Raw genomic sequence first — 22,786 nt, 5'->3', positions numbered from 1 at the left:
TTTCTCACGCCAACGCTACGGTCTGGTGAACGTAGAGCGAGGCGGAACGATCGAGGTGCCTGACCATCGCCTGTTCGGCCCCGTCCGGATCGTGCGCGATGATGCGATTGAGGATGTCCTCATGCTCGGACAAGGTGTAGTTCTCCTTGCCGGTCCAGATCAGCAAGTCGGTGTGATACTGCTTCAGCCAGCCGAGCATGGCCTCGCTCATCGCCTCGAACAGCGGGTTGCCGGAGATGGCGGCGATGCGCGTGTGGAACAGCATGTCCGCATTGATGAAGGCATCGGCGTCGCCAAGGCTTGCGCGCTGGCGCGCCAGGGCTTCCTGCAGGCCGATGACCGCCTGTGCGTCGGCCTTCTGCGCCGCCTGACGCACCATGCCCAGCTCGAAGAAGCGGCGCGCCTCCTTCAGATGCTCCAGCGAGGCCGGGGAACTCGACAGGAGCACGCTGGCGGCATCGTCGACCTGCTGGAAGATCGACCTGGCGGTCGGCTGGCGAACGCGTGCCCGCTCGCCGTGAGAAATGGTGAGCAGGCCGAAAATGCTCAGCTGCTGCATGGCTTCGCGGATGGCGGGACGGCCGACACCGAGGCGGTCCATCAATTCGCGTTCGGAAGGGAAGGGGTCTCCCGGCTGCAGTTCCCCGCCGGTGATCAGCGCCTTGAGGCGGTCGAAAACCTCATCGGAGAGCTTGCGACGGACAATGCGTTGATCGGTGAGGGGCATGGGGCATTCCGATTGAGGCCGTGGGTTCGGCGGTCTTTGCCGCCTGTTCTTCCGCGAGGCAAGTCCGCTCCTGCAACAGTGCCACCGCTGTCTGGAAACAGACAAGGCGAATTTCCGTTGCTTCAACTTAAGTCATGATATACTCATCATACCTGTTAAGCAATTCCAGACCAGGCGCTGTGAGCGCCCAGACTGAATGGGTACCATGTCCGTCATCCGCATGACCTATCGCATCGAGACGGCCGGCGATGTCGAGAAGCTGGCCGCCAAGATTGCCAGCGATCAGTCGACCGGTACCTTCGTCAGCCTGCCGGGCGAGACGCCGGAGCTCAAGGCGCGTGTCGCCGCACGCGTCGTGGCGATCCGCCCCCTGGAGGCCTTGGATGTTCCCTCGATTCCCGACCCGTCGGCACCGGTCGGCGCAATCTACAGGCGTGCCGATGTCGACATCGATTTTCCGATCGAGGCGATCGGCACCGATCTGGCGGCTTTGATGACGATCACCATCGGTGGCGTTTACTCGATCAAGGGGTTCAGCGGCATCCGCGTCACCGGCATGCAATTGCCGGGGGCCTTCACGGCTGCCTATCCCGGCCCGCAATTCGGCATGGCGGGTACCCGGCGGCTGACCGGCGTCGTCGACCGGCCGGTGATCGGCTCCATCGTCAAGCCTGCCTTGGGGCTGCGCCCGCCCGAATCGGCCGAGCAGGTGCGCGAACTCGTCGAAGCCGAGGTCGACTTCATCAAGGACGACGAGAAGCTGGCGAGCCCGGCCTATTCCAGCCTCGAGGATCGCGTGAAGGCGATCATGCCTGTCATCCTCGATCATGAGCAGAAGACCGGCAAGAAGGTGATGTATGCCTTCGGCATCTCGCACAGCGATCCCGACGAGATGATGCGCAACCACGACATCGTCGTGCGGGCAAGTGGCAATGCCGCGGTGATCAACATCAATTCGATAGGCCTTGGTGGCCTGTCCTTCCTGCGCAAGCGCTCCCATCTGGCGTTGCATGCCCATCGCAATGGCTGGGATATCCTCACGCGGCATCCCGGCCTCGGCATGGATTTCGAGGTCTACCAGCAGTTCTGGCGGCTGCTCGGCATCGATCAGTTCCAGATCAACGGTATCCGCGCCAAATACTGGGAGTCTGACGAATCCTTCGTGCGCTCCTTCCAGGCCGTGACGACGCCTCTGTTCGAGGGCGATGTCTGCCCCGTGCCGGTCGTTTGCTCGGGCCAATGGGGTGGCCAGGCGCCGGATACCTATGCCCGCACCCGGCAGACCGTGGACCTGCTCTATCTGTGCGGTGGCGGGGTGGTCAGCCATCCAGGCGGTCCGGCGGCGGGTGTGCGCGCTGTCAGACAGGCCTGGGAGGCCGCCGTCGAGGGCGTCCCACTCGACGCCTATGCGCGCGAGCATCGCGAACTGGCGCAGTCCCTGCAGAAATTCGGCACCGACGCCGCCGCGTCCTGAGATCTCCAAGGAAAGAACGATGTCGGGCTTGCTGCTCTCCTATTATGGCGACGACTTCACCGGCTCCACCGATGTGATGGAGGCGCTGGCCTCCCATGGCGTGCGCACCACCCTGTTCCTGCAGCCGCCCACCGCGGCGCAGCGCGAGCGCCTGGGTGAGTGCGACGCCATCGGCCTCGCCGGCACCAGCCGCAGCCAAAGCCCGGCCTGGATGGATGCCGAGCTTACCCCGGCCTTCGAATGGCTGAAGCAGCTCGGAGCAGGCGTCTGCCACTACAAGGTCTGCTCCACCTTCGACTCCAGCCCGGCGATCGGCAATATCGGCCGCGCCATCGAGATCGGCAGCAAGGTCTTCGGACAGCACCAGGTCCCGCTGGTGGTCGGCGCGCCCCAGCTTCGGCGCTATACCAGCTTCGGCACCCTGTTCGCCGCCTATCAGGGCCAGGTCTATCGCATCGACCGCCATCCGGTGATGAGCCGCCATCCGGTGACGCCGATGGATGAGGCGGACCTTCGCCTGCACCTTGCTCGGCAGACGAAGGGGAGCATCGGCCTTGTTGACATTGCGGCGCTGGTGGCGGTCGATGCCGACGGCATCGTCGATGCCGTGCTGGCGAGAGGCGAGGACATCGTCCTCCTCGATGTCAACGACGATGCCACCCAATTGCAGGCAGGGCGCCAGCTCCTGCGCCTGCAGCCAAGGCTCGGGCCCTTCGTGGCCGGGTCTTCGGGGGTCGAATATGCGCTGCTGCGCGCCTGGCAGGAAAGTGGCTTGGTCGGCGGGAAAAGCTCCTTTGCCGCGCCCGGCATTGCCGATCGCATCGCCGTGGTATCGGGGAGCTGCTCCCCCACCACGGAGCGGCAGATCCGCCATGCCACCGCTAACGGGTTCGACGGCGTTGCGCTGGATCCGCGCGCGCTCATCAGCCATGGCGAGGCGGCCATTGCCGAAGCCGTCGCCAGCGGCCTTGAAAGGCTGGAGCAGGGACGCAGCGTTATCCTCTACACCGCGCTCGGACCGAGCACCGATATTGGTGACGGGTTCGAGGATGACGGGGACCGCAACCGCATCGGCGTGGCGCTGGGCCGGATCCAGAAGGCCCTCGTCGAACGGGCGGGCCTGCGCCGGGCGGTCATTGCCGGCGGCGATACGTCGAGCCACGCCTTGCGCGAGCTCGGGATCTTCGCGCTGACGACGAGGCTGCCCTTGCCCTCCTGTCCTGGCTCCCCCCTATGTACGGCCTATGCGGACGCGCCGGCCTTCGAAGGGCTGGAGATCGCGCTCAAAGGCGGGCAGGTCGGCGGCGACGACTATTTTTCGATGATACGCGACGGCCGTGGCTCGGCTTGATCACGACGGCCGGTCGCGTTTCTCTCATCCGGTGCAAAGCAGAGAAGGGCTCAGTGCGTCTTGTCCTGGGTTTCCGGGGCAGACAGGACAATACCCGTCATCGGTTCGACCCAGCTGATATTGTCGCGCACCGATTGCACGCCGGGCGTGTTCTCGGCGATGATCCGGATGGCGTTGCGCTGGTTTTCATCGGTGATGATACCGCTTAGTTCCACCCGGCCATTCTGGACCTCGACCCGGATGGCGCCGGCCGGCGCCCATGGCTGGGCCTGGAATTCGGCCTCGATGGCGGCCTTGATGTCTTCGTCGCTCACCGGTTGCTCTTCATAGGGCTGGCGCAGGAACTCGGCCAGGGTCCGCACCAGATCCGCGCGGGACAGCAGGCCGACGACCCTGTCGTTTTCGACGACGGGCAGGCGCTTTATGCCGTGCTGCTCCATGAGGAGCACGGCTTCCTCGAGCCGCTCGTTCGGGGCGACGACGATGACGTCCCTGGTCATCACCTCATCGACCCGGCGCCCATGGGTCTGCGCATAGGCCTGGGCCAGGTGCCCCGCTTTGAACAGGGAACTGAACCAGCTTGCCCCGATCTTCTCCGTGCCGAGCTCGGGGCGGCGAAGCAGGTCCCCTTCGCTGAGAATGCCGGCCAGCCGGCCGTCTTCACCGATGACCGGCAGGGCGCTTATGTGCGAGTGGACCATGACGTCGATCGCCTGGGATAAAGTGGTTTCGGGTGTCACGCTGACGATGTTGCGTGTCATCACGTCTGCGACCCGCATGGTGGCCTCCTTGCTGTTGGTGGGCGGCTGGCATAGAGCGCGACCCGGTAGTTGCTGTTGGATACCGCGCTGACGCGTGGATCGCGTTGATCTCACGCAAACCTGTGTTGCTGCTGCTGTAGTAGGGCCGGGCAAGCCTCAGTTCGTGCCGTGCGGCCAGACCCAGTTCTTGATCTCGGGCATGTCGTCGCCATGGCGCCGGACATAGTCCTCATGCTCGATCAGCTTGTTGCGCAGCGCCTGCTTGACATGGGCGGCCGCCGGCAGCAGGCCGGGAATGCGATCGATGGCGGCAATGGCGAGATGGAACCGGTCGAGACCGTTGATCACCGTCATGTCGAAAGGCGTCGTCGTCGTGCCCTCTTCCTTGAAGCCATGCACGTGGAAATTGTCATGATTGGTCCGCCTGTAGGTCAGGCGATGGATGAGATAGGGATAGCCGTGATAGGCGAAGATCACGGGCTTGTCGGTGGTGAACAGCCCGTCGAATTCGCGCTGCTCGAGCCCATGCGGATGCTGGCTGGGATCCTGCAGGGCCATGAGATCGACAACGTTGACGACGCGGATCTTCAGCGAGGGGCAATGCTGGCGCAGGAGATCGACGGCGGCCAGCGTTTCCAGCGTCGGCACGTCGCCGGCGCAGGCCATCACCACGTCCGGTTCGCTGCCCTGGTCGTTGCAGGCGAAATCCCACAGGCCGATCCCGGCGCGGCAATGGCGCACCGCCGCTTCCATGTCCAGCCATTGGGGAGCGGGCTGCTTGCCCGCCACGATGACGTTGATGCGGTCATAGGTGTGCAGGCAGTGGTCCGCGACGTAGAGCAACGTGTTGGCGTCCGGCGGCAGATAGATCCGGACGATGTCGGCCTTCTTGTTGGCGACGAGATCGATGAAGCCCGGATCCTGATGGCTGAAGCCGTTATGGTCCTGGCGCCAGACATGGGAACTGAGCAGATAGTTGAACGAGGCGATCGGCTGACGCCAGGCCAGCTCGCGCGACACCTTCAACCATTTGGCATGCTGGTTGAACATCGAATCGACGATGTGGATGAAGGCCTCGTAGCAATTGAACAGGCCGTGGCGGCCCGTCAGCAGATAGCCTTCCAGCCATCCCTGGCACAGATGCTCGCTCAGCACCTCCATCACGCGCCCGTCGGGCGACAGGTGGACGTCTTCGGGCAAGCGTGGCTCCATCCAGGTACGGTCCGTTACCTCCAGCACGGCGTCGAGCCGATTGGAGGTGGTCTCGTCGGGCCCCATGATGCGGAAATTGCGGGCCTCGGCATTCAGGCGCATCACCTCGGCCAGATAGCGCCCGAGGACCCGGGTCGCTTCCGCGCTGGTCTGGCCCGGCGAGGCCACCGTCACGGCAAAGGCGCGCGGGTCCGGGCAGCGCAGATGAGATTTCCGGCCGCCATTGGTGTGGGGATTGGCACCCATGCGCCGGTCCCCCTTGGGAGCCAGTTCCTTCAGCTCCGGCAGGAGACGGCCTTCGGCATCGAAGAGCTGGCCGGGCTCATAGCTTCGCATCCAGGATTCGAGCAGAGCGAGATGGCCGGGCTTTTCGGCGAGGCCGCTGAGCGGCACCTGATGGGAACGCCAGAAGCCCTCGGTCTTGAGGCCGTCGACCTCCTTGGGGCCGGTCCAGCCCTTGGGACTGCGCAGCACGATCATCGGCCAACGGGGACGTCCTGTTTCGTCCCTGGTACGGGCTGCATGCTGGATGGCGCGAATACGGGCAAAGGCCTGGTCGAAGGCTCCCGCCATGGCCTGATGCATCAAGGCCGGCTCCGAGCCCTCGACGAAGAGGACTTCGTGACCGAGGCCTTCGAAAAGCTTGCGGATTTCATCGTCTTCGAGGCGCCCTAATATGGTGGGGCCGGCGATCTTGTAGCCGTTGAGGTGAAGGATCGGCAGCACCGCGCCGTCATGGACGGGATTGACGAACTTGTTGGAGTGCCAGGAGGCGGCGAGGGGCCCGGTTTCAGCTTCGCCGTCGCCGACCACGCAGGCGACGATCAGGCCCGGATTGTCGAAAGCCGCGCCATAGGCATGGACTAGGGCGTAGCCCAGTTCACCGCCTTCGTGGATCGAGCCGGGCGTATCCGGAGAGGCGTGGCTGGGAATGCCGCCCGGGAAGGAGAACTGGCGGAACAGGCGGCGTAGCCCATCTTCGTCCTCCGCGATCTCCGGATAGATCTCGCTATAGCTGCCTTCCAGATAGGTATTGGCCACCATGGCCGGTCCGCCATGGCCCGGTCCGCAGATGAAGACGATGTCGAGATCGTCCCGCCTGATGATGCGGTTGAGATGCGCATAGAGGAAGTTTAGGCCCGGCGTGGTGCCCCAATGACCGAGCAGGCGCGGCTTGACATGGTCCAACGTAAGCGGATCGCGCAGAAGCGGATTGTCGAGAAGGTAGATTTGTCCGACCGATAGATAATTGGCGGCGTGCCAATAGCGGTCGATGAGGGCGAGTTCTTCGGGCTTCAGGGCTGCGGTCATGGCAAGGTCTTCGAGATTTCCAGGAGGGCGGGACAGGGTGCTGGTCGAAGGTGCTTCCAGTTAAACGGTCATGGCGCCGAGAAGTTGCCGATTGCGCAAAACGATCCGACGGGCATTGGATAGGCCGAGGATGCCCCTGCCGTGAAGCTGGGAGATGACGCGTGACACGGTTTCGAGTGTGAGGCCGAGATAATCGCCGATATCGCGGCGGCACATCGGCAGTTCGAACATGCCGGCCACGGCAAGCCGCCGATCCATTTCGAGCAGGAAGGTGACGACACGCTCGAGCGCCGTCTTGCGGCCGAGCAGGATCATGTGATCTTCGGCATGTCTGAGATCCCGCAAGGCGAGAGTGCGCAAGGCATTGGCAACGCCGATATCCTTGAGGGCGGTCGCTTCCAGGCTCTTGCGCCGCACCAGGCGCAGCATGGTATCGGTGACGGCGTCGGCGGTCATGCGATGCGTCGAGTCCGTTTCCAGGCCGAAAATGTCGCCGGGCAGATGGAAGGCACCGATCTGCCGGCGGCCGTCGTCCAGGAGCTTGCAGGTACGAACCGCGCCGCTGATGACTTCGTAGACATAGTCGGCAGGTTCGTCGTCACCGTAGATCTCCTCGCCCTTGTCGTAACTATGCACCGTTCCAAGCAGGCTGGGCAGGGGCGTGAAGCAGGAAGAGCCGACGGGTGCGATATCGGTTGCGATTGGCGGAAGTGCATTGGGCCTAACTGCATTCGACCGGGCGGGCATCTGGTTGCTTGAGAACATCGTGGCCATCTCCTGGGCGCGTCGGATGACCAAGTCGTAGGCCTGAATGGGGGCCTCGAAAATTTCGGTCGACCCCCTAGGGGACGGCCCCTAAGGGCCTTAACGGATATCGCGAGGGAAACCTTTGTCGGCGATGGCGGCCCGGACATTCGCCACTAGGCTTTCCGCAATGTGGGGCTTGAGGACGACGTGCTGGATGCCCGCGCGATGGGCTTTGTGTTCGATCATCTCGTCCGGATAGCCGGTGATCAGGACCACCGGACCGTCCTGCCCTCCTTTGCGCAAAAGCTGCGCGAGCTGGAGGCCGTCCATCCCGTCCATTTTGTAGTCGATGACGAAGCAATCGGGTGCGAAAGAAGCCATTTGCGACAGGCAGTCGGCGCCACTCAAATAGGTCTGAACCTTGAAGTCCTCGGCCTCCAGCAGGAAACGGAGCGATCCGAGCACGTCACGGTCGTCATCGATAACGGCAATAAGACAGAGGGGTTGAGAGGACGTCATTGGCGGTTCCCGGCACCGCAAGAACCCGGGCGGTGCAGCGAGAGAGAATACCTCTTCTTGCGCAGCCGGAATTGACTCAGCGCAAGGTCCGGTCTGTCCCATCCCCCGGCTTGATCGGCATCAAGGTAGGTTCCTGCGCTTAATGAAACCTTGTCGAATGCCGGGCGGCGCGCCGAGCGCCTGGGCCGGCAATGGGATGATGAGGAAAGGCCAATGTCGAACGATAGCAAACTGCAGCAGGCCGTGTTTGATGAACTCGCTTGGGAGCCGAGCGTGTCGGCCGCCCATGTCGGCGTGACGGCCGTGGATGGCGTGGTGACGCTCACGGGACATGTTTCGAGCTTCGCCGAGAAGAGCGCAGCGGAAGCGGCGGCCCGGCGAGTCAAGGGCGTCAAGGCCGTGGTCGAACATATCAAGATCAAGCTTCCAGGAGATATCCGTATCACCGACGACGAGATTGCCACCTCAGCCGCTGCGCGCCTGAGCGAAGATGTCTACGTGCCCGCGGACTGTGTTCAGGCCGTTGTCGAGGAGGGCTGGATCACACTCAATGGCGAAGTGGCCTGGAACTATCAGAAGGAAGCGGCCGAGCAAGGCGTGTGGCGACTGCCAGGCATTGTGGGCGTCACCAATCTGATACCCATTAGGCCCACGGTAGATGTCTCCAATATCCGGGACGACATCACCCATGCCCTGAACAGGTCATGGTTTTTCGATCCGCAGACTATCGAGGTGCGGGCCGAAGGTGGCCGGGTCAAATTGAGCGGTACGGTTCAGTCACAGCATGAACGTCAAATTGCTGCCGCAACCGCCTGGCGCGCACCGGGGGTGACGGAGGTCTTCAACGATCTGGTGGTGGCCTGACCTGAAGCAAGGGCTCTCCAGCGGTGCCCGAAAAGATATGCGATCAATCAGTCGCCCAAGGCACCGCTGCGTATCGCCTGCCTGACCAGTTCCGAGATGCTGCCTGCCTGCATCTTCATCATGACATTGGCACGGTAGACCTCGACCGTGCGCGGGCTGATCTCGTATTCCCTGGCGATCTCCTTGTTCGAGAGACCGGCAACCAGGCCATCCAAGACCTGGCGCTCGCGCGGGCTGAGGGAAGCGAGCCGGGCGGCGAGGTCGCTTGCGTCCGCGGCGACTTTCGTAGCTTTCGTGCTTTGTTCGAACGCCGCATGCAGGATATTGATGAGCCGCTCATCCTCGAACGGCTTCTCCATGAAGTCCATTGCACCCAGCTTCATGGCCTCGACGGCGAGAGGGACATCGCCATGGCCGGTCATGACAATGACCGGCAGATGAGCGGCCGTGGCCTTCACACGCTTGAGCAGTTCGATGCCGTCAACATCAGCCATGCGAATATCGGTGATCACGCAACCGAAGCCGAGCCGGGGCAGGGCATCGAGAAAGTGCTCGGCCGTCTCGAAGGGCGTGACGGCAAAGCCGGAGGTCGACAGGAGAAAGGCCAGCGAATCCCGCACGGCCGCGTCGTCGTCGATGATAAAGACCCTTGCATTATTCGGCATCGGAAGAGGTCTCTGTCAAGTTCTGGGAGTCGGCGACAGTGCCGACTGGCAGGGAGAAATGGAATGTGGCGCCACCGGATTGATTGGTCTCGGCCCACATCTTTCCGCCATGGGCTTCGATGATGGAGCGACTGATGGAAAGACCGACGCCCATTCCAGTCTGCTTGGTGGTGAAGAAGGGCTGGAACAGGTTTGACCGGACCTCCTCGGCAAAGCCATGGCCGGTATCCTCCACGCGGATGCGTATCATGTCGTCGTCGATCGGGGCGTTGGCAACCGTCAGCTCGCGCCGTGCGGATCCCTGCATGGCCTCGAGCGCATTGCGGAAGAGGTTCACAAGGACCTGCTGGATCTGGACCCGATCCGCCAGAACGAGGTCGCAGGATGGATCGAGATCGAAACGCAGGACAATCCCCTGCTCGCGGGCGCCGACCAGGCCGAGTGCCCCCGCCTCCTCGACCAACTTGGCGATGCTCTCGATCCTTTTCTCGGTCTCGCTTCTCGTCACGAAACTCCGCAGGCGCCGGATGATCTGTCCGGCCCGCAGAGCCTGTTCCGCCGCCTGGTCGAGCGCGGTTTCGATCCTGTCGAGGCCCTCAAGGTTAGAGGCGCTCAACAGGCGTCGCGAGCCCTTGAGATAGTTGCTGATCGCGGCCAGCGGCTGGTTGAGCTCATGGGCGAGCGCGGACGCCATTTCTCCCATGGCGCTCAGCCGCGACATATGAACCAGTTCCGACTGCAGTTCGGAAAGGCGGGCCTGTGTTTGCTGATATTCCGTCAGGTCCCGCACGAAACCGGTGAAGTAGCGGCGCCCGCCCGACTGCATCTCGCCGACCGACAAATGCATCGGAAAGGTGGAACCGTCCTCGCGCTTGCCGGTAACGATGCGACCGATGCCGATGATATGGCGATGGCCGGTATCCTGATAGCGATGCAGATAATCATCATGCCGCAAGCGGTCCGGTTCCGGCATCAGCTGCTTGACGTTCCGGCCAATGGCTGTGGAGCCGGTATATCCAAACAGCCTCTCTGCAGCCCGGCTGAAATACTGCATGATACCGGCCTCGTCGATGACGATCATGGCATCGGGAACGGTTTCGAGGATCGAGCGGAGATGCTCCTCGCGCGTGCGCAACGCTTCTTCCAGCTGCTTCTCTTCATCGATGTCGATCACAATGCCGCCCAGACAGGCGGGCGCGCCGTCCTCGGCCTTCAGGACGCCCCCCCGAAGCCGCAACCAGTGGCTGGCTTTGTTGGGAGCGCTGATGCGGCAGGCAATGTCGAAGGAGGTGCCGGATGTCATCGAGGCCTTCAAGGCCGCCGTCGCCGCCTCGACGTCCCTGGGATCGAGCAATGAGAGGAATATGTGGTAGTCAAGGGGGGGATCGGCCCGATAACCTAGAAGCACGCGCGTCGTCTCCGACACATTCAGGGTCTGCGAGGCAATATCGAAAGTCCAGGTGCCGATGCCCGTGCATGCGAGGCCGGTTCGGATCGCATGATCCTCCTGGTCTGAGACAGACCCATGCTGCAATGGTGCGACCACGTCCAGCCTCCGCGAGGGATTTCCTCTATAGAGACTCTATAGAGAGAGGCAGGCATGATCTTTCAAGAAGAATTGTTCGAAGCAGGATGGTGGTGATCTTATCCGGCACGCCGCGCAGGCTTTCTTCGCAAAGTGGCATGGTCTTCGACGGCATCCGACGATTGCCTGCAAAGTCCTGGCACGCTGCCTTCCTCTTGGCTGCACCGCTTGTGTCCACGGTATCTAATTCGACAATATTGCGCTGAATCAATTCGTTCGGATCGCCGAACCCCTTCAATGGACCGATATATCGACTCGGCATCGTTGAAGAGGGATGAGCCATGGCAGCCTCCACGATCTTGAAAATATCCCCTCCCGCGTTCAGCCACGTCGTCGCCGATCAAAATGAGGTGATCGATTTTCTGCTTTCGCCCTCTACGCATGGCAGGACCGACCCGGTGCAACGCATCGATACCCACGGCGCGATCGTCTTCCTGGCGGGAGATCGGGTCTACAAGCTCAAGCGTGCCGTCGATTTTCCATTCATGGACCTTTCGACGGTGGACCGCCGAGGGCGGGCCTGCGAGCGGGAGGTCGAGGTCAACAGCGCCTATGCGCCTCAGATCTATCTCGACGCAGTCCCGATCACCAGGTCCCGTGACGGCCTGCAGTTGCGCGGCGACGGAGAGATCGTCGACTGGGTCGTGCGGATGAAACGCTTCGACGAGAACGCCACGCTCGATCGTCTCGCCGACCAGAATGGCATCGGCGAGAGCCTGCTGGCCGATATCGTCCCGGCGGTGCTGGCTTCCCATGAAAAGGCTCCGGTCCGCGACGGGCTTGAGGCGACCCGAAGCCTCGAGCGCTATATCCGTCAAAACGACCGGGCATTTCGCGAAAGCCCGTCTCTGTTTCCGCAGCAGGACATCGAGGCTCTGACCGCAGCGGCCAGCCAAGCTTATCGCAATTGCTTCGATCTCCTGGTCGAGCGCGGCAAGGCTGGTTTCGTCAGGCGGTGCCACGGGGATCTGCACTTGCGCAACATCGCCGTCATCGACGGGCGCGCCACCTTGTTCGACGCGATCGAATTCGACGAGGCGATCGCGACCTGTGACGTGCTGTACGACCTGGCATTCCTGCTGATGGACCTGTGGGACCGTGGACTGCATCGCCAAGCCAACATGGTGCTCAATCGTTATTTGTGGGAAGCATCCGAAGCCCATCTGGCAGGCCTTCAGGCCTTGCCTCTATTCCTGTCCATCAGGGCCGCCTTGCGGGCCAAGATCGCAGCTGCAGCGGCAATGGTCCAGGCACCGTTGGAGGCCGAGGCAAGCCGGCTGGAAGCCCGGCGCTATTTCGAGCTCGCGCGTCGTTTCCTGGTCAAGCTGCCGCCACGGCTGGTGGCGATCGGCGGCCTGTCGGGCACGGGCAAGACCACATTGGCGCTGGCATTGGCCCCGTTCCTGGGCCGGGCGCCCGGTGCCGTCGTCCTGCGCAGCGACATCGAGCGCAAGCGCCTTGCCGGCATCGCGCAGACGCAGAAGCTGCCATCCTCGACCTATACGCCGTCCTCCAGCCTCGCCGTCTATGACGCGCTCAGCCGCAAGGCCGATCTTGTCCTGGCAACGGATTGCAGCGTCATCCTGGATGCCGTCTATGCGAATTTGCCCCAGCGGCACGTTGCGGAGGGCATAGCGCTACGTGCCGGGGTCGGCTTCACCGGTTTCTGGCTGCACGCGCCGCTGCCCGTCATGGAGCAACGCGTCTCCAGCCGCGAGAAGGACGCCTCCGATGCCGATGTCGATGTGGTCCGCAAACAGGCGGGCTATGATCTGGGGCGTATTTCATGGCATCGTCTCGATGCCACGTTGCCGCGCAAGGATATCGAAGATGAAGCCCTGTCGTGCCTGGCGCTCAGATGCGCGAATGGGCAGTCGCGCAACGGCTGAGCCAGGCGAAGAAAAGCCCGGCGAGGCAAGATCGGCATGAGCCAGACCGAGATCCTTGCCCGCCTTGCGGTTGCCCTCGGTATTGGCCTGCTCGTGGGCCTGGAAAGGGGCTGGCGGACCCGCGAGGAGGAGGACCACCAACGGGTTGCCGGGCTTCGCACATTCGCGCTTACCGGGCTCATCGGAGGCGTCGCCGGCGCCTTGTCCCATGCGACCGGTCCAGTGATCCTCGGCTTCGTGTTCCTGGGGTTCGCCGGTGCCCTCACGACGTTTCATTGGCTGGAGGCGAAGGCCGAGGGTAATTTTTCGGCGACCTCGCTGGTGGCGGGATTGCTCACCTTCCTCCTCGGCGCCTATGCGCTGACGGGTGATGTCCAGATCGCTGCCGCCGGTGGCGTGGCGATGACGATCCTGCTCGCCTTGCGGGAGCAGTTGCATGGCCTGGTACGCGGCCTGACCTGGCCGGAAATCAAGGCCGTGCTGGTGCTCCTCGCCATGTCCTGCGTGCTATTGCCCATCCTGCCGGACCGAACCGTCGACCCGTGGCAGACCCTCAATCCATGGCAGCTCTGGCTGTTCGCGATCCTGATCGCCGGGATCTCCTTCGGCGGATATGTCGCCATCCGCCTGTTCGGTGACAGGCTCGGCGTCATTTTGGCCTCCCTCGCCGGAGGCCTGTCGTCCTCGACGGCGACCACGATGGCGCTGGCCCGCATGGCCGGAACCCATCCGCAATCCTGGTCGATCCTGGTTGCGGGTATGCTGTCGGCGGGCGCCATCATGGTGCTGCGTGTTGGCCTCATCGCCTCGCTCCTCAACCCGGCCTTGCTTGCTGGCCTGGCTGCTCCCGTTCTGGCTGCCGCGGCGGTCCAGGTGCTCGGTGCATGTGCCTTGGCCATCAGGCGCGTGGATCATGGGGCACCCAAGCTACAACTCTCCAATCCGCTCGAGATTGGCTCCGCCCTCAAGCTGGCGGCCTTCATGGCTGTCGTCCTCGTGGCAGGCAAATTGCTGCAGCAGACCTATGGCGGCGCGGGCGTCATGATGCTCGCGGCGGTGTCGGGATTGGCGGATGTCGACGCGGTGACCGTTTCGATCGCCCGCATGAGCCTCGCCGATCTTGGCCCTGGTTCCGCCGCCTTGGCCATTGGCCTGGCCGTCGCCGTGAATGCCCTGGCCAAGGTGGGCATGGCCGCCTATGCCGGGGGATGGCGTTGTGCCCTACCTTTTGGGGCGATCAGCCTGCTTGCCGTGGCGGCGGGAGGAGCGGCCAGTTATCTGGCGAGCATGCGCTAACCCGGACATGCCCATCCCTATGCCCGATGCCGTGCGGGAGAGGGGAGGAGGCCTGCTATTCGCCTTCGCGCCTGACGAGAAGCGCGAGGGTCTCTTCGGCTATGACCTGTTCCTCGTTGGTCGCTATCACCAAGGCGCATATTTCGCTGGTGCCGGCGCTGATCCGGCGTGCATTCGCGTTGTTGGCCTCGAAATCGAGATCGAGGCCGAGCCAGGCCAGGTGGTCGCAGACCTTCTCGCGGATGGTGGGCTGATTCTCGCCGATGCCGGCCGTGAAGACCAGGGCATCCAGCCCACCGGCGGTCGTTGCCAGCGCGGCGATCTCGCGGGCGATGCGCAGGCAGAACACATCGATGGCTTCGGTCGCCTCGGCTGCATCGCTGGCCAGGAGGTCGCGCGTATCGGCGCTAATCCCTGAGATCCCGAGCAGGCCGGAGTGGTGATAGAGCAGGTCTTCGAGAGCCTCGGGCGAATAGCCGCGCTGCTTCATGAGATGGAGCGGGACGCCGGGATCCAGGGCACCGCAGCGCGTGGCCATGGGAATGCCGTCCAAAGTCGAAAACCCCATCGAGGTGTCACGGCTGACCCCATTGGCAAGCGCGCACAGGCTGGCCCCGCTGCCCAGATGGGCGACCACGACTCGTCCCGTGGCCAGGCGAGGGGCGATTTCCCTCAGCCTGCCGGCGATGAATTGATAGGAGAGGCCATGGAAGCCATAGCGCTTGATGCCCTGGTCGAAGAGTTCGCGGGGCAGCGCGAAGCGACGGACGATATCGGCCTGGGCGTGATGGAAGGCGGTGTCGAAGGACGCCGTCTGCACCAGATGGGGGCGAAGGTGCCGGATGGCACGGATCAGTCGCACACTTTGGGGTTGGTGCAGCGGAGCCAGGGGAACCAGATCCTCGATGGCGTTCAAGGTGGTATCGTCGATCACCGCAGCCCGCGAGAAGACGTCGCCGCCATGGACGACGCGGTGGCCGACGGCCACCAATTCGTCGAGAGAGAAATGTCTGCCCAACAGGTCGAGGGTCTCGGCGATGACGTCGTGGAAGTCGTCGCTGACTGGAGCTTTCAGCGGAATATCGACGACCTCGGGACCCTCCACCATATGGAGACCGAGCGGCTTGCGGCGGAGGTCGATGATGCCCATGCCCAGGCGTTCGAGCGTCCTGTCCTCACGCTTGAAGAGTCCCAACTTGATGCTGGAGGAGCCGGGATTGCAGGTCAGGAGGATGCCGTTCATCGAGGGGACTTTCCTTTGGCTGCCAATCTGGCGAGTGCGATCGAGATAAAGCAACGTCGACCGAGTATGATCTGCCGGTGAGGATGCCTGGTGTCAGAGCGCAGAAGGCGGGATCCGCCGCATCTGTCTCTTTTGGTAAATCAATTGCCGGCCCGGGATGTTCCCGGCACGGAGACCCGGCACGACCAGAGTGTCCATTGGTCCTGCGCGAGCGGCAGGCCAACCTATTCGAGAGCGCCTTTGGCTGGCCTTGATGCAGCTCAATGTCGGGGGAAACGCCGAGCCTAGAACAAGAGTGTCATCCAAGGAGATCCGCCGTGCCACTTCGCTGCATTCTGGTTCCCACCGGCCCGGGCATCCGGCCCGAGCGTCGTCTCGCGGCCGCATTGGGGCTCGCCAAGCGCACGCATGCCCATATCAACGCACTCTACGTCAGGCCCGATCTGGAGATCGTCGCTCCGCCCGTTCTTCTGGTCGGCGCAAGCGGCGTTCCGCCCCAATGCAATACCTCCTGCGAGGCCAAGGCTCTGGCCACGGCCGGCCGGCAGGCATTCGAACGCTGGTGCTCCAGCAGCCGGGTCGAGATGCAGCCTAATCGCCGGCTCGATGCCACTTTCGCCTCCTGGACCGAAAGGGGCGGCGACGTCGAGACGCTCGTGGCGCTCAACGGGCGCGTCAATGACCTCATCATCGTCGACAACCCCGCCCAAGGCGGGCCTTTCGATGCAGCGGCGTTCGATGCGGCGGTGTTCTCGTCGGGGCGGCCGACCCTGATGCTGGGGGAACGCCTGCCGGACAATCTGCTCCGGCATGTCGTGATCGCCTGGAACGGCAGCCTGGAAGGGGCGCGTGCCGTCGGCCAGTCCATCTCATTGCTGCATGAGGCGGAGCGCATCTCGATCGTCACCGTCCCCTCCGAAGCGGACCGGCAGAACGGCATCGCGGATCTGGCCGACTATCTGCACTGGCACGGCGTGGTCGTGGAGAAGGCGGGGTTGGTGCCGGATCTCGCCGGAAGCGATGGCGAAAAGATCCTGGCAGCCTGCGACCAGGCTGGCGCGACGCTGCTGGTCATGGGGGCCTACACCCATAGCCGCCTGCGCCAGGCCTTCCTTGGCGGCTTGACCCAGCATGTGCTCGACAGAGCGGAACTCCCCGTTCTGATGGCGCATTGATTGGGATGGCTGGCAGTAGTGCGTTTCCGGCCTGCGAAGGCGAAAATTAGGATCTGCGAACCTATGCTCGCCGAACGGACGAGAAGCGGGATGAGGCGGCCTGTACCGGAAGGTTGTGCCATGCCTGATCAGGCAGGAAGGATGTCATGGCGGCTTATTGGAACGCGTTGTTCGGCGGAATGCTGATCGGAGCCGCCGCCGTGCTCCTTCTGCTTGCCAATGGCAGGGTGGCGGGCATCAGCGGCATCGCCGGTCGCCTTCTGGGTGGCCAACTCGTCGTCGACAATGGCGCCTTTGTCGTCGGACTGGTGCTCGGCCCGATCGTCTTTGCCGTCTTGAGCGGATCTCTGCCGGCCATGACGGTATCCACGCCATGGCCGCTGGTTGCGCTGGCAGGCCTGCTGGTCGGCCTCGGCACGCGGATGGGATCGGGTTGCACGTCCGGGCACGGCATCATTGGCCTCGCCCGCTTTTCGCGGCGCTCGATCGCTGCAACCGCCATGTTCCTGGGCAGCGGCCTGCTCACGGCATCCTTGCTGGAACTGGTGCGATGAGGGGTGGCGACCTGTTCCGGCCGGCCGTATCGCTGGTGGCCGGCATGATTTTTGGGCTGGGGCTTGCGATATCGGGCATGATCGACCCGGCCAGGGTGCTCGGCTTCCTGAATGTGGCCAGCGGCCATTGGGATCCGAGCCTGGTCTTCGTCCTCGCGGGCGCGGTGCTGGTCGCCATTACCGGCGTTTTCCTGCAGCGCCGCCTGTCCCGTCCCTGGCTTGGTGAGCGTTTCCATCTTCCCGCCACGACCAGGATCGACCGGCCGCTTCTCCTTGGCGCCTTGCTCTTCGGCGTAGGCTGGGGCCTTGCCGGATTTTGCCCCGGGCCGGCGATCGCCGCGCTGTCGACGGCGAGGCCGGTCGTGTTGCTGTTCGTCGCCGCAATGATTCTGGGAATGCTGGCCTGGTCCCGCCTTTTCGCGAAAGCGGGAGATTGACCTGCGGCATCGGACGGCATGTTTCTCACGGGCTGAAGACCAGGACCAGGAAGACGAAGAACACGCCCAGATGCACGGCGCCTTCCAGCATCGTCGTCCGGGTGCCCGTGAAGGTGAGCGTCGACAGCACGAGCGTCATCGCCAGCAAGATCATGTTGGTCGCTGAGAGCCCAAGCACCACATTCTGCCCGGTCAGGAGGCCGATCACGAGGATGGCCGGCACGGTGAGGCCCAGCGTAGAGGCGGCCGCACCGAGACACAGATTGATGGCCCGCTGCAGCTGATTGGCGGTGATGGCCCTCAGCGCCGTGATGCATTCCGGCGTGAACACGATCATGGCGATCAGAATGCCACCGAGAGCCGTCGGGGCGCCGAGGCGGGCGATGCCGAAATCGAGCACCTTGGCCAGGCTCTTCGCCAGGAGGACGATGGGCAGGATGTTTAGCAGCAGCAGAAGGAGAGGCATTGCGATCGGGCCGCCCGCCGCAACCTCCTCGATTTCTGTGTCCTCCTCCTGTGCCGGAGGCGCATCGCTGGACGGCTCGCGATAGAACTCGGCATGGCGGCCGGTCTGGAGTACCAGGAAGGCACCGTAGAGGAGGAGTGTGAATATCGAAAAGCTGATCGCCTGAAAACGCGTCAGCGAACCGTCGCTGACGGAGGTGGTGAAATTCGGCAGGATCAGCGGGATGACGGCCAGCGGAATGATGATGGCGAGATAGGACGAGGCGCCCTTCAGATTGTAGCGCTGGGCGAAGTGCTTCATGCCGCCGAGCAGAAGGCCGAACCCGACCACCCCGTTGAGGACGATCATCAGCACGGCGAACATAGTGTCGCGTCCGAGCGTTGGTGCTCCCTTGGCGCCCAGCATCACGGCGGAGATCAGTGCCACCTCGATGATGACGATCGCGAGCGTGAGGATCAGCGTGCCGTAGGGCTCGCCGAGACGATGCGCCAGCACTTCTGCCTCATGTACGACGCCGAAGGCCGTCCACATGATCACGGCCAGAAGCCAAAGAAAAACTGCCACCGCGATGGGCGGCGTGTCGAGGTGCCCGAGCAGGGGATCCGCCAGGAATTGGAAGGCGGCGACGCTGGCCCATGCGGTGGCGAGGCGGAGAATCAGGATCGGCATGAAGGAGATGACCTCTGATGTCGAACAGGATGTCGCAGAATGGCTCGCCAGCCGCTCCGCGGCAAATCGGGCGCCGAGATGCCCTATGATCGCAGGAGGATATCTCGATATGCAAAAGCACGTCGAAGCAAGGAGCCAAGGAGAAAAGGCAGCAGCCGGACCTTCCCGCCTCCTCATCGGACGTGGAGGATCCGGAAACGGTCCGGTTCCGCTGGATCTCGATCGACGACCTGGACTGGCGGCCAGGCCCACTGCCAAACGCCGATGCCCGGCACGCGCGAGAACCGGATCTCGCCACGAGTGCCTTCCACGGCAAGACTCGGCCAGGATTCGACAATGCGTGCCCGATCCGGGCCGTGAACGCGCAGGGCAGCAGCAAGGACGGCGATGGCGTCATAGCCTTCGAAGGCGACGAAGGAGGGGGCTTCGCCAAGCCGCTGGTGGAGAAGGATCTTCGTGCGGACACCGAGCGGACCCAGGCGCTCGGGCAAATAGCGCAAGAACGGGATGGCGGCGCCGTCGTTGCCGAGCAACCCTGTCCATTCGGCGAACTCAGGCTGCCCCGCCGGTGCACCGATCATTATCCCGGCGAGCCGCCGATCGCGGCGGACGGCCTTGACGATCGGCACGGCGGGCTCCGGGTAGCTGGCCAGCAGCAGCAAGGCTGTCGCGCCAATGCCGGCGAGTTCGTCGCACATTGCTCCGTGGGTGAACGAGGCCATGTCGAGTTCGATGACGGTGCCGCCGCAGGAAGCGAAGAACTGCCGCAGAATTCCGGTGCCAGACGCCCAATAGACACTCGGCTGGGTCGCTACGGCAATGTGCCTATGGCCCGTGCCGAGGAGGAAGTCGGCATAGACCTGCCAGCCATGGGACTGAGCCGGGGCGAGGCGCGCGACCCGGTCCGTCGGCTGTTCGGCAAGCGCATCGAGAACCGCCGACGAGCAGAGGAATGGCAGGCCGAGAGCATCGGCCCTGGCAGCCACAGCGCGAGCGACGACGCTGTGATATTCCCCCACCAGGGCAGCCACGCCCAGGCGATCCAATTCATCGACCGCCGCAATGGCTCGTTGTGGGTCGGCGGCCGTGTCCCGGACCAGCAGTTCGAGTGACCTCCCGCCGATACCGCCGGCGGTATTGACCTCGCTGACGGCCAATTCGAGCCCGACAAGCAAATGCCGGCCTGCCTCGACCCAGCCTGGCCGGGTAAGCGGAGCCAGGGCCCCGATCCGTATAGTCGGCCCATCGGTCGGCTTCGGGCCGGGCGGAAACCGGGGCGTCTTCATCGGAGTCTCCCCTGGATCTGGTCGTCAATCCCCCCAAGACCGACGGCTCGGGACCTTCTTGCCGCAACCCGTTGCTGCCGCTCGCTGACGGCCTGATACAAGTGCATATTCAAGGCGCGCAGGAACAGTTCCGTGCATTTGCGCCGATCTGTATGGCCGAGGCGAGCCGTACGGTTTCCGGACATTGCCCGGCCTGTGCCGCCAAGGCCTAGTGGCTTCCCGCAAGGCCCGTGGCCAGATCCGCAAGCTTGCTATGCTTAGTCCGGCGCCGCACCGATCGGTGGTCCGCCGGGCGGGCGGTGCAGGAAGGTGATCGAGGCATAGGCGCCGAGCCATGATCCCAGCGCTGCAAAGGCGACATAGACCCAGTTCTCGGTATAGCTGATGACGGCATACGACGACAGCAGGTACCAGACACTGCTCCAGGTCGCGGCTGGAACGCGCTTGCGCGCCACCACCGCAGCGGTGAACATGACATAGACCGCATCCGTGGCGGCGGTTGCCAGCAGGACGGCGCCGGCGGTCACGGGATCGATGGCAGCCATTGCAACTTCTCCAAAGTCGGACAGGGGGAGAAGTGGATTAAGCCATAGTTGCGGGTTGCTGGCGCGCTCTTATCGAGACTCCTTCGTCCTGGGGGGAGCTTTGTTCGGCGTGGCGACTCGGTGCTTGGCGTCCTCCCGGTTTGCGGCGCGGCACGGGCCCATGAAAACGACGATTCAGCTTGGTGCAGTCGGCGGGTCGGATTTCAGAAACTCGATGGCTTCGGTGCGAAGCCAGTCGCAAAACAGGCTGGACTTGCGGTTGCGCCTCGCCCGGCGCAGGGCGACATAGGTGTGGCCGCTGTCGAGGAAACCCATCGGTGCCTGCAGGCGGCCGGAATGGATGTCCTCGCTGACATAGGGCCATGGTGCAACGCAGACGCCGAGGCCCGCCCGGGCCGCCTCCAGCATGAAGTAGAAATGCTCATATTCGACGCGCGGCCCTGCTCCGATCGATTGCCCCGAGTATGCATGCCAATCGTCCCAGGCCCGCAGCCGCGTTCGCGTGTGAAGCTGGGGTACGCCGCCAAGGCCCCTGGATGATGCTGCAGCCAGCGGTGGAGCGAGCACCGGGCCAGTCTGCTCGGGAAACAGGCCGATGACGTCGGCTCCTTTCGGCCAGGGCGGTGCGCCCACACGTATGGCGACGTCGAAGCCGTCCCTGCTGAAATCGACCGGGCGGGACGAGGCCGTCAGGCGCACCTCGATCTCGGGAAACTCGGCCTGGAAGCGGTAGAGCCGCGGAATGAGCCAGCGCATGGTGAAGGTGCCGGGGCACGAGACGTCCAAGGGACCCTGCTCGGTGTCGGCTACCGAGCGAACCGACATGTCGATCTGGTCGAACGCCTTCACCAGCCCCGCCAGCAGGGTTGTGCCTGCATCGGTCAGACGCAGCCTGTTCTTCGGGCCCTCGAAAAGCGGTACGCCGAGAACCTGCTCCAGATGCTGGATCTGGCGGCTGACGGCGCTGTGCGTGACGTTCAGTTCCTCGGCCGCGCGCGTCATCAGGCCGCGGCGGCCTGCCGCTTCGAAGGCACGCAGCGCGTTCAGCGAGGGGATATGCCTTGCCATGTGCAATTTCCGAACAATGAGTGTTCGATCATATCGATTTTCATCCTGTAAATCATGATGCTTTCTGTGTTCCGGAAGATAGGTATCGCCATTTTGGAACAGAGGAGGGCGACGCGGCGAGCGTGCGGTTCGCCTTGTTCCAAGCCAGCACAGGAGAGAGGGCATGTACGGCAGACATGAGGATGGCAGCGCCGGTGACGCGAATTACGGCGTGATCGGCGGTGGCTACAGGACCTACCGCCAGCCCGATCCCCACATCGCGCAATTCATCCTGGAGGCTTTGGGCGATGCGGCAACCGTGCTCAATGTCGGCGCTGGAGCGGGGTCCTACGAACCGGTCGACCGCAAGGTGACGGCGGTCGAGCCTTCCGCCTCGATGCGGGCACAGCGGCCGCCCCGTCTGTCGCCGGCAATCGATGCGACGGCCGAACGCCTGCCTTTCCCCGACCGGAGTTTCGATGCCAGCATGGCGACCTTCACGGTGCACCAATGGGCGGATCTCGGGCAGGGGTTGAGGGAGATGCGCCGCGTCACGCGAGGGCCGGTCGCGATTCTCAGCTGCGATCCCGATGCGTTGGAACGCTGTTGGCTGCATGCCTACGCCCCGGAGATGATCGCCGTCGAGGCACGCCGTTATCCAGCCATGGCCGCGATTGCCGACGCGCTCGCCGGCGGTATCGAGATCAGGCCCGTTCCCATCCCCTTGAACTGCGTCGACGGCTTCGGCGAAGCCTATTACGGCAGGCCGGAGCGTCTGCTCGAGCCCGGTGCACGGCTTGCCAACTCCGCCTGGAGTTTTGTCGACCCCTCCGTCGGCGAGCGTTTCGTCGCCGATCTCAGTCGCGACCTGAAGGACGGAACCTGGGACAAGCGCTATGGCAAACTCCGCAGCCAGCCCTTCTTCGAAGGCTCGCTGCGGTTGATCATGTCGAGGCCATGAGG

General features: G+C 63.7%; 22 protein-coding genes. 9 read left to right on the top strand and 13 right to left on the bottom strand.

The features are described 5' to 3' along the window. Positions 1 to 4 precede the first annotated feature (4 nt). Positions 5 to 727 carry a transcriptional regulator NanR gene (locus U1R88_RS16500; protein WP_322432206.1) on the bottom strand — a complete coding sequence of 241 codons (723 nt, stop codon included), beginning with the start codon at positions 725 to 727 and terminating at the stop codon, positions 5 to 7. Positions 728 to 932: 205 nt separating this feature from the next. Here U1R88_RS16500 and oiaX point away from each other — a divergent pair, with 205 nt between their 5' ends. Continuing rightward, positions 933 to 2,201 (top strand): 3-oxo-isoapionate-4-phosphate decarboxylase OiaX, encoded by a 1,269-nt coding sequence (oiaX, locus tag U1R88_RS16495; RefSeq protein WP_322432205.1) that lies wholly within the window; start codon positions 933 to 935, stop codon positions 2,199 to 2,201. 19 nt (positions 2,202 to 2,220) lie between these two features. Further along, complete coding sequence (locus U1R88_RS16490) at positions 2,221 to 3,552, top strand: four-carbon acid sugar kinase family protein (protein WP_322432204.1); 1,332 nt, start codon at positions 2,221 to 2,223, stop codon at positions 3,550 to 3,552. Positions 3,553 to 3,602: 50 nt separating this feature from the next. Here U1R88_RS16490 and U1R88_RS16485 read toward each other — a convergent pair whose 3' ends face one another. From U1R88_RS16485 to U1R88_RS16470, 4 genes are all read right to left on the bottom strand, one after another. Further along, positions 3,603 to 4,331, bottom strand: a complete 729-nt coding sequence (locus U1R88_RS16485; RefSeq protein ID WP_322432203.1) for a CBS domain-containing protein — start codon at positions 4,329 to 4,331, stop codon at positions 3,603 to 3,605. Positions 4,332 to 4,469: 138 nt separating this feature from the next. Beyond that, complete coding sequence (locus tag U1R88_RS16480; RefSeq protein ID WP_322432202.1) at positions 4,470 to 6,836, bottom strand: phosphoketolase family protein; 2,367 nt, start codon at positions 6,834 to 6,836, stop codon at positions 4,470 to 4,472. Between the two features lie 60 nt (positions 6,837 to 6,896). Beyond that, on the bottom strand, positions 6,897 to 7,601 hold the full coding sequence (locus U1R88_RS16475) for a helix-turn-helix domain-containing protein (protein WP_322432201.1): 705 nt from the start codon (positions 7,599 to 7,601) through the stop codon (positions 6,897 to 6,899). A 99-nt stretch (positions 7,602 to 7,700) separates the two neighbouring features. Then, the gene (locus U1R88_RS16470; RefSeq protein ID WP_322432200.1) at positions 7,701 to 8,102 is read right to left on the bottom strand and encodes a response regulator; all 402 of its coding nucleotides are present in this window, start codon (positions 8,100 to 8,102) and stop codon (positions 7,701 to 7,703) included. A 213-nt stretch (positions 8,103 to 8,315) separates the two neighbouring features. Between U1R88_RS16470 and U1R88_RS16465 the strand changes: the two genes are divergently transcribed. Further along, complete coding sequence (locus U1R88_RS16465; protein ID WP_322432199.1) at positions 8,316 to 8,966, top strand: BON domain-containing protein; 651 nt, start codon at positions 8,316 to 8,318, stop codon at positions 8,964 to 8,966. 47 nt (positions 8,967 to 9,013) lie between these two features. Here U1R88_RS16465 and fixJ read toward each other — a convergent pair whose 3' ends face one another. From fixJ to U1R88_RS16450, 3 genes are all read right to left on the bottom strand, one after another. Further along, positions 9,014 to 9,631, bottom strand: a complete 618-nt coding sequence (gene fixJ, locus U1R88_RS16460) for a response regulator FixJ (RefSeq protein WP_322432198.1) — start codon at positions 9,629 to 9,631, stop codon at positions 9,014 to 9,016. Then, the gene (fixL, locus tag U1R88_RS16455; RefSeq protein ID WP_322432299.1) at positions 9,621 to 11,126 is read right to left on the bottom strand and encodes a sensor protein FixL; all 1,506 of its coding nucleotides are present in this window, start codon (positions 11,124 to 11,126) and stop codon (positions 9,621 to 9,623) included. Before fixL ends, fixJ begins: the two co-directional genes overlap by 11 nt. A 76-nt stretch (positions 11,127 to 11,202) precedes the next feature. Beyond that, complete coding sequence (locus U1R88_RS16450; protein ID WP_322432197.1) at positions 11,203 to 11,499, bottom strand: hypothetical protein; 297 nt, start codon at positions 11,497 to 11,499, stop codon at positions 11,203 to 11,205. A gap of 115 nt (positions 11,500 to 11,614) precedes the next feature. Between U1R88_RS16450 and U1R88_RS16445 the strand changes: the two genes are divergently transcribed. After that, the gene (locus U1R88_RS16445; RefSeq protein ID WP_322432196.1) at positions 11,615 to 13,105 is read left to right on the top strand and encodes a bifunctional aminoglycoside phosphotransferase/ATP-binding protein; all 1,491 of its coding nucleotides are present in this window, start codon (positions 11,615 to 11,617) and stop codon (positions 13,103 to 13,105) included. Positions 13,106 to 13,141: 36 nt separating this feature from the next. After that, positions 13,142 to 14,401: an MgtC/SapB family protein gene (locus U1R88_RS16440; protein WP_322432195.1), complete on the top strand. Its 1,260-nt coding sequence runs from the start codon at positions 13,142 to 13,144 to the stop codon at positions 14,399 to 14,401. 55 nt (positions 14,402 to 14,456) lie between these two features. On the opposite strand, the gene U1R88_RS16435 is transcribed toward U1R88_RS16440, so the two are convergent. Next, positions 14,457 to 15,644: an acetate/propionate family kinase gene (locus U1R88_RS16435; RefSeq protein WP_322432194.1), complete on the bottom strand. Its 1,188-nt coding sequence runs from the start codon at positions 15,642 to 15,644 to the stop codon at positions 14,457 to 14,459. A gap of 317 nt (positions 15,645 to 15,961) precedes the next feature. Here U1R88_RS16435 and U1R88_RS16430 point away from each other — a divergent pair, with 317 nt between their 5' ends. The 3 genes from U1R88_RS16430 (at position 15,962) to U1R88_RS16420 (ending at position 17,810) form a co-directional block, all read left to right on the top strand. Then, on the top strand, positions 15,962 to 16,819 hold the full coding sequence (locus U1R88_RS16430; RefSeq protein WP_322432193.1) for a universal stress protein: 858 nt from the start codon (positions 15,962 to 15,964) through the stop codon (positions 16,817 to 16,819). A gap of 146 nt (positions 16,820 to 16,965) precedes the next feature. Continuing rightward, entirely contained in the window at positions 16,966 to 17,373 is a 408-nt protein-coding gene (locus tag U1R88_RS16425) for a YeeE/YedE family protein (RefSeq protein WP_322432192.1), read from the top strand. Continuing rightward, positions 17,370 to 17,810, top strand: coding sequence for a YeeE/YedE family protein (locus U1R88_RS16420; RefSeq protein ID WP_322432191.1), 441 nt, complete (start codon positions 17,370 to 17,372; stop codon positions 17,808 to 17,810). The genes U1R88_RS16425 and U1R88_RS16420 overlap by 4 nt, the downstream gene beginning before the upstream one ends. A gap of 25 nt (positions 17,811 to 17,835) precedes the next feature. Here the strand turns inward: U1R88_RS16420 and U1R88_RS16415 are convergent, their stop codons facing one another. The 4 genes from U1R88_RS16415 to U1R88_RS16400 form a co-directional block, all read right to left on the bottom strand. Then, positions 17,836 to 18,945 (bottom strand): calcium:cation antiporter, encoded by a 1,110-nt coding sequence (locus tag U1R88_RS16415; RefSeq protein WP_322432190.1) that lies wholly within the window; start codon positions 18,943 to 18,945, stop codon positions 17,836 to 17,838. Between the two features lie 173 nt (positions 18,946 to 19,118). After that, on the bottom strand, positions 19,119 to 20,231 hold the full coding sequence (locus tag U1R88_RS16410; RefSeq protein WP_322432189.1) for an ABC transporter substrate-binding protein: 1,113 nt from the start codon (positions 20,229 to 20,231) through the stop codon (positions 19,119 to 19,121). A gap of 257 nt (positions 20,232 to 20,488) precedes the next feature. After that, positions 20,489 to 20,776 carry a hypothetical protein gene (locus U1R88_RS16405; RefSeq protein WP_068284402.1) on the bottom strand — a complete coding sequence of 96 codons (288 nt, stop codon included), beginning with the start codon at positions 20,774 to 20,776 and terminating at the stop codon, positions 20,489 to 20,491. Positions 20,777 to 20,950: 174 nt separating this feature from the next. Continuing rightward, complete coding sequence (locus tag U1R88_RS16400; RefSeq protein ID WP_322432188.1) at positions 20,951 to 21,844, bottom strand: LysR family transcriptional regulator; 894 nt, start codon at positions 21,842 to 21,844, stop codon at positions 20,951 to 20,953. 163 nt (positions 21,845 to 22,007) lie between these two features. On the opposite strand from U1R88_RS16400, the gene U1R88_RS16395 reads away from it, so the two are divergent. Continuing rightward, positions 22,008 to 22,784: a class I SAM-dependent methyltransferase gene (locus tag U1R88_RS16395; protein WP_322432187.1), complete on the top strand. Its 777-nt coding sequence runs from the start codon at positions 22,008 to 22,010 to the stop codon at positions 22,782 to 22,784. Positions 22,785 to 22,786: the final 2 nt, after the last annotated feature.

This window comes from Labrys sedimenti, from assembly GCF_034424805.1.
In the GTDB taxonomy this organism is placed as follows: domain Bacteria; phylum Pseudomonadota; class Alphaproteobacteria; order Rhizobiales; family Labraceae; genus Labrys; species Labrys sedimenti.
Note: the sequence above shows the minus strand (reverse complement) of the source record. Positions and strands in the feature narration are given on the sequence as shown.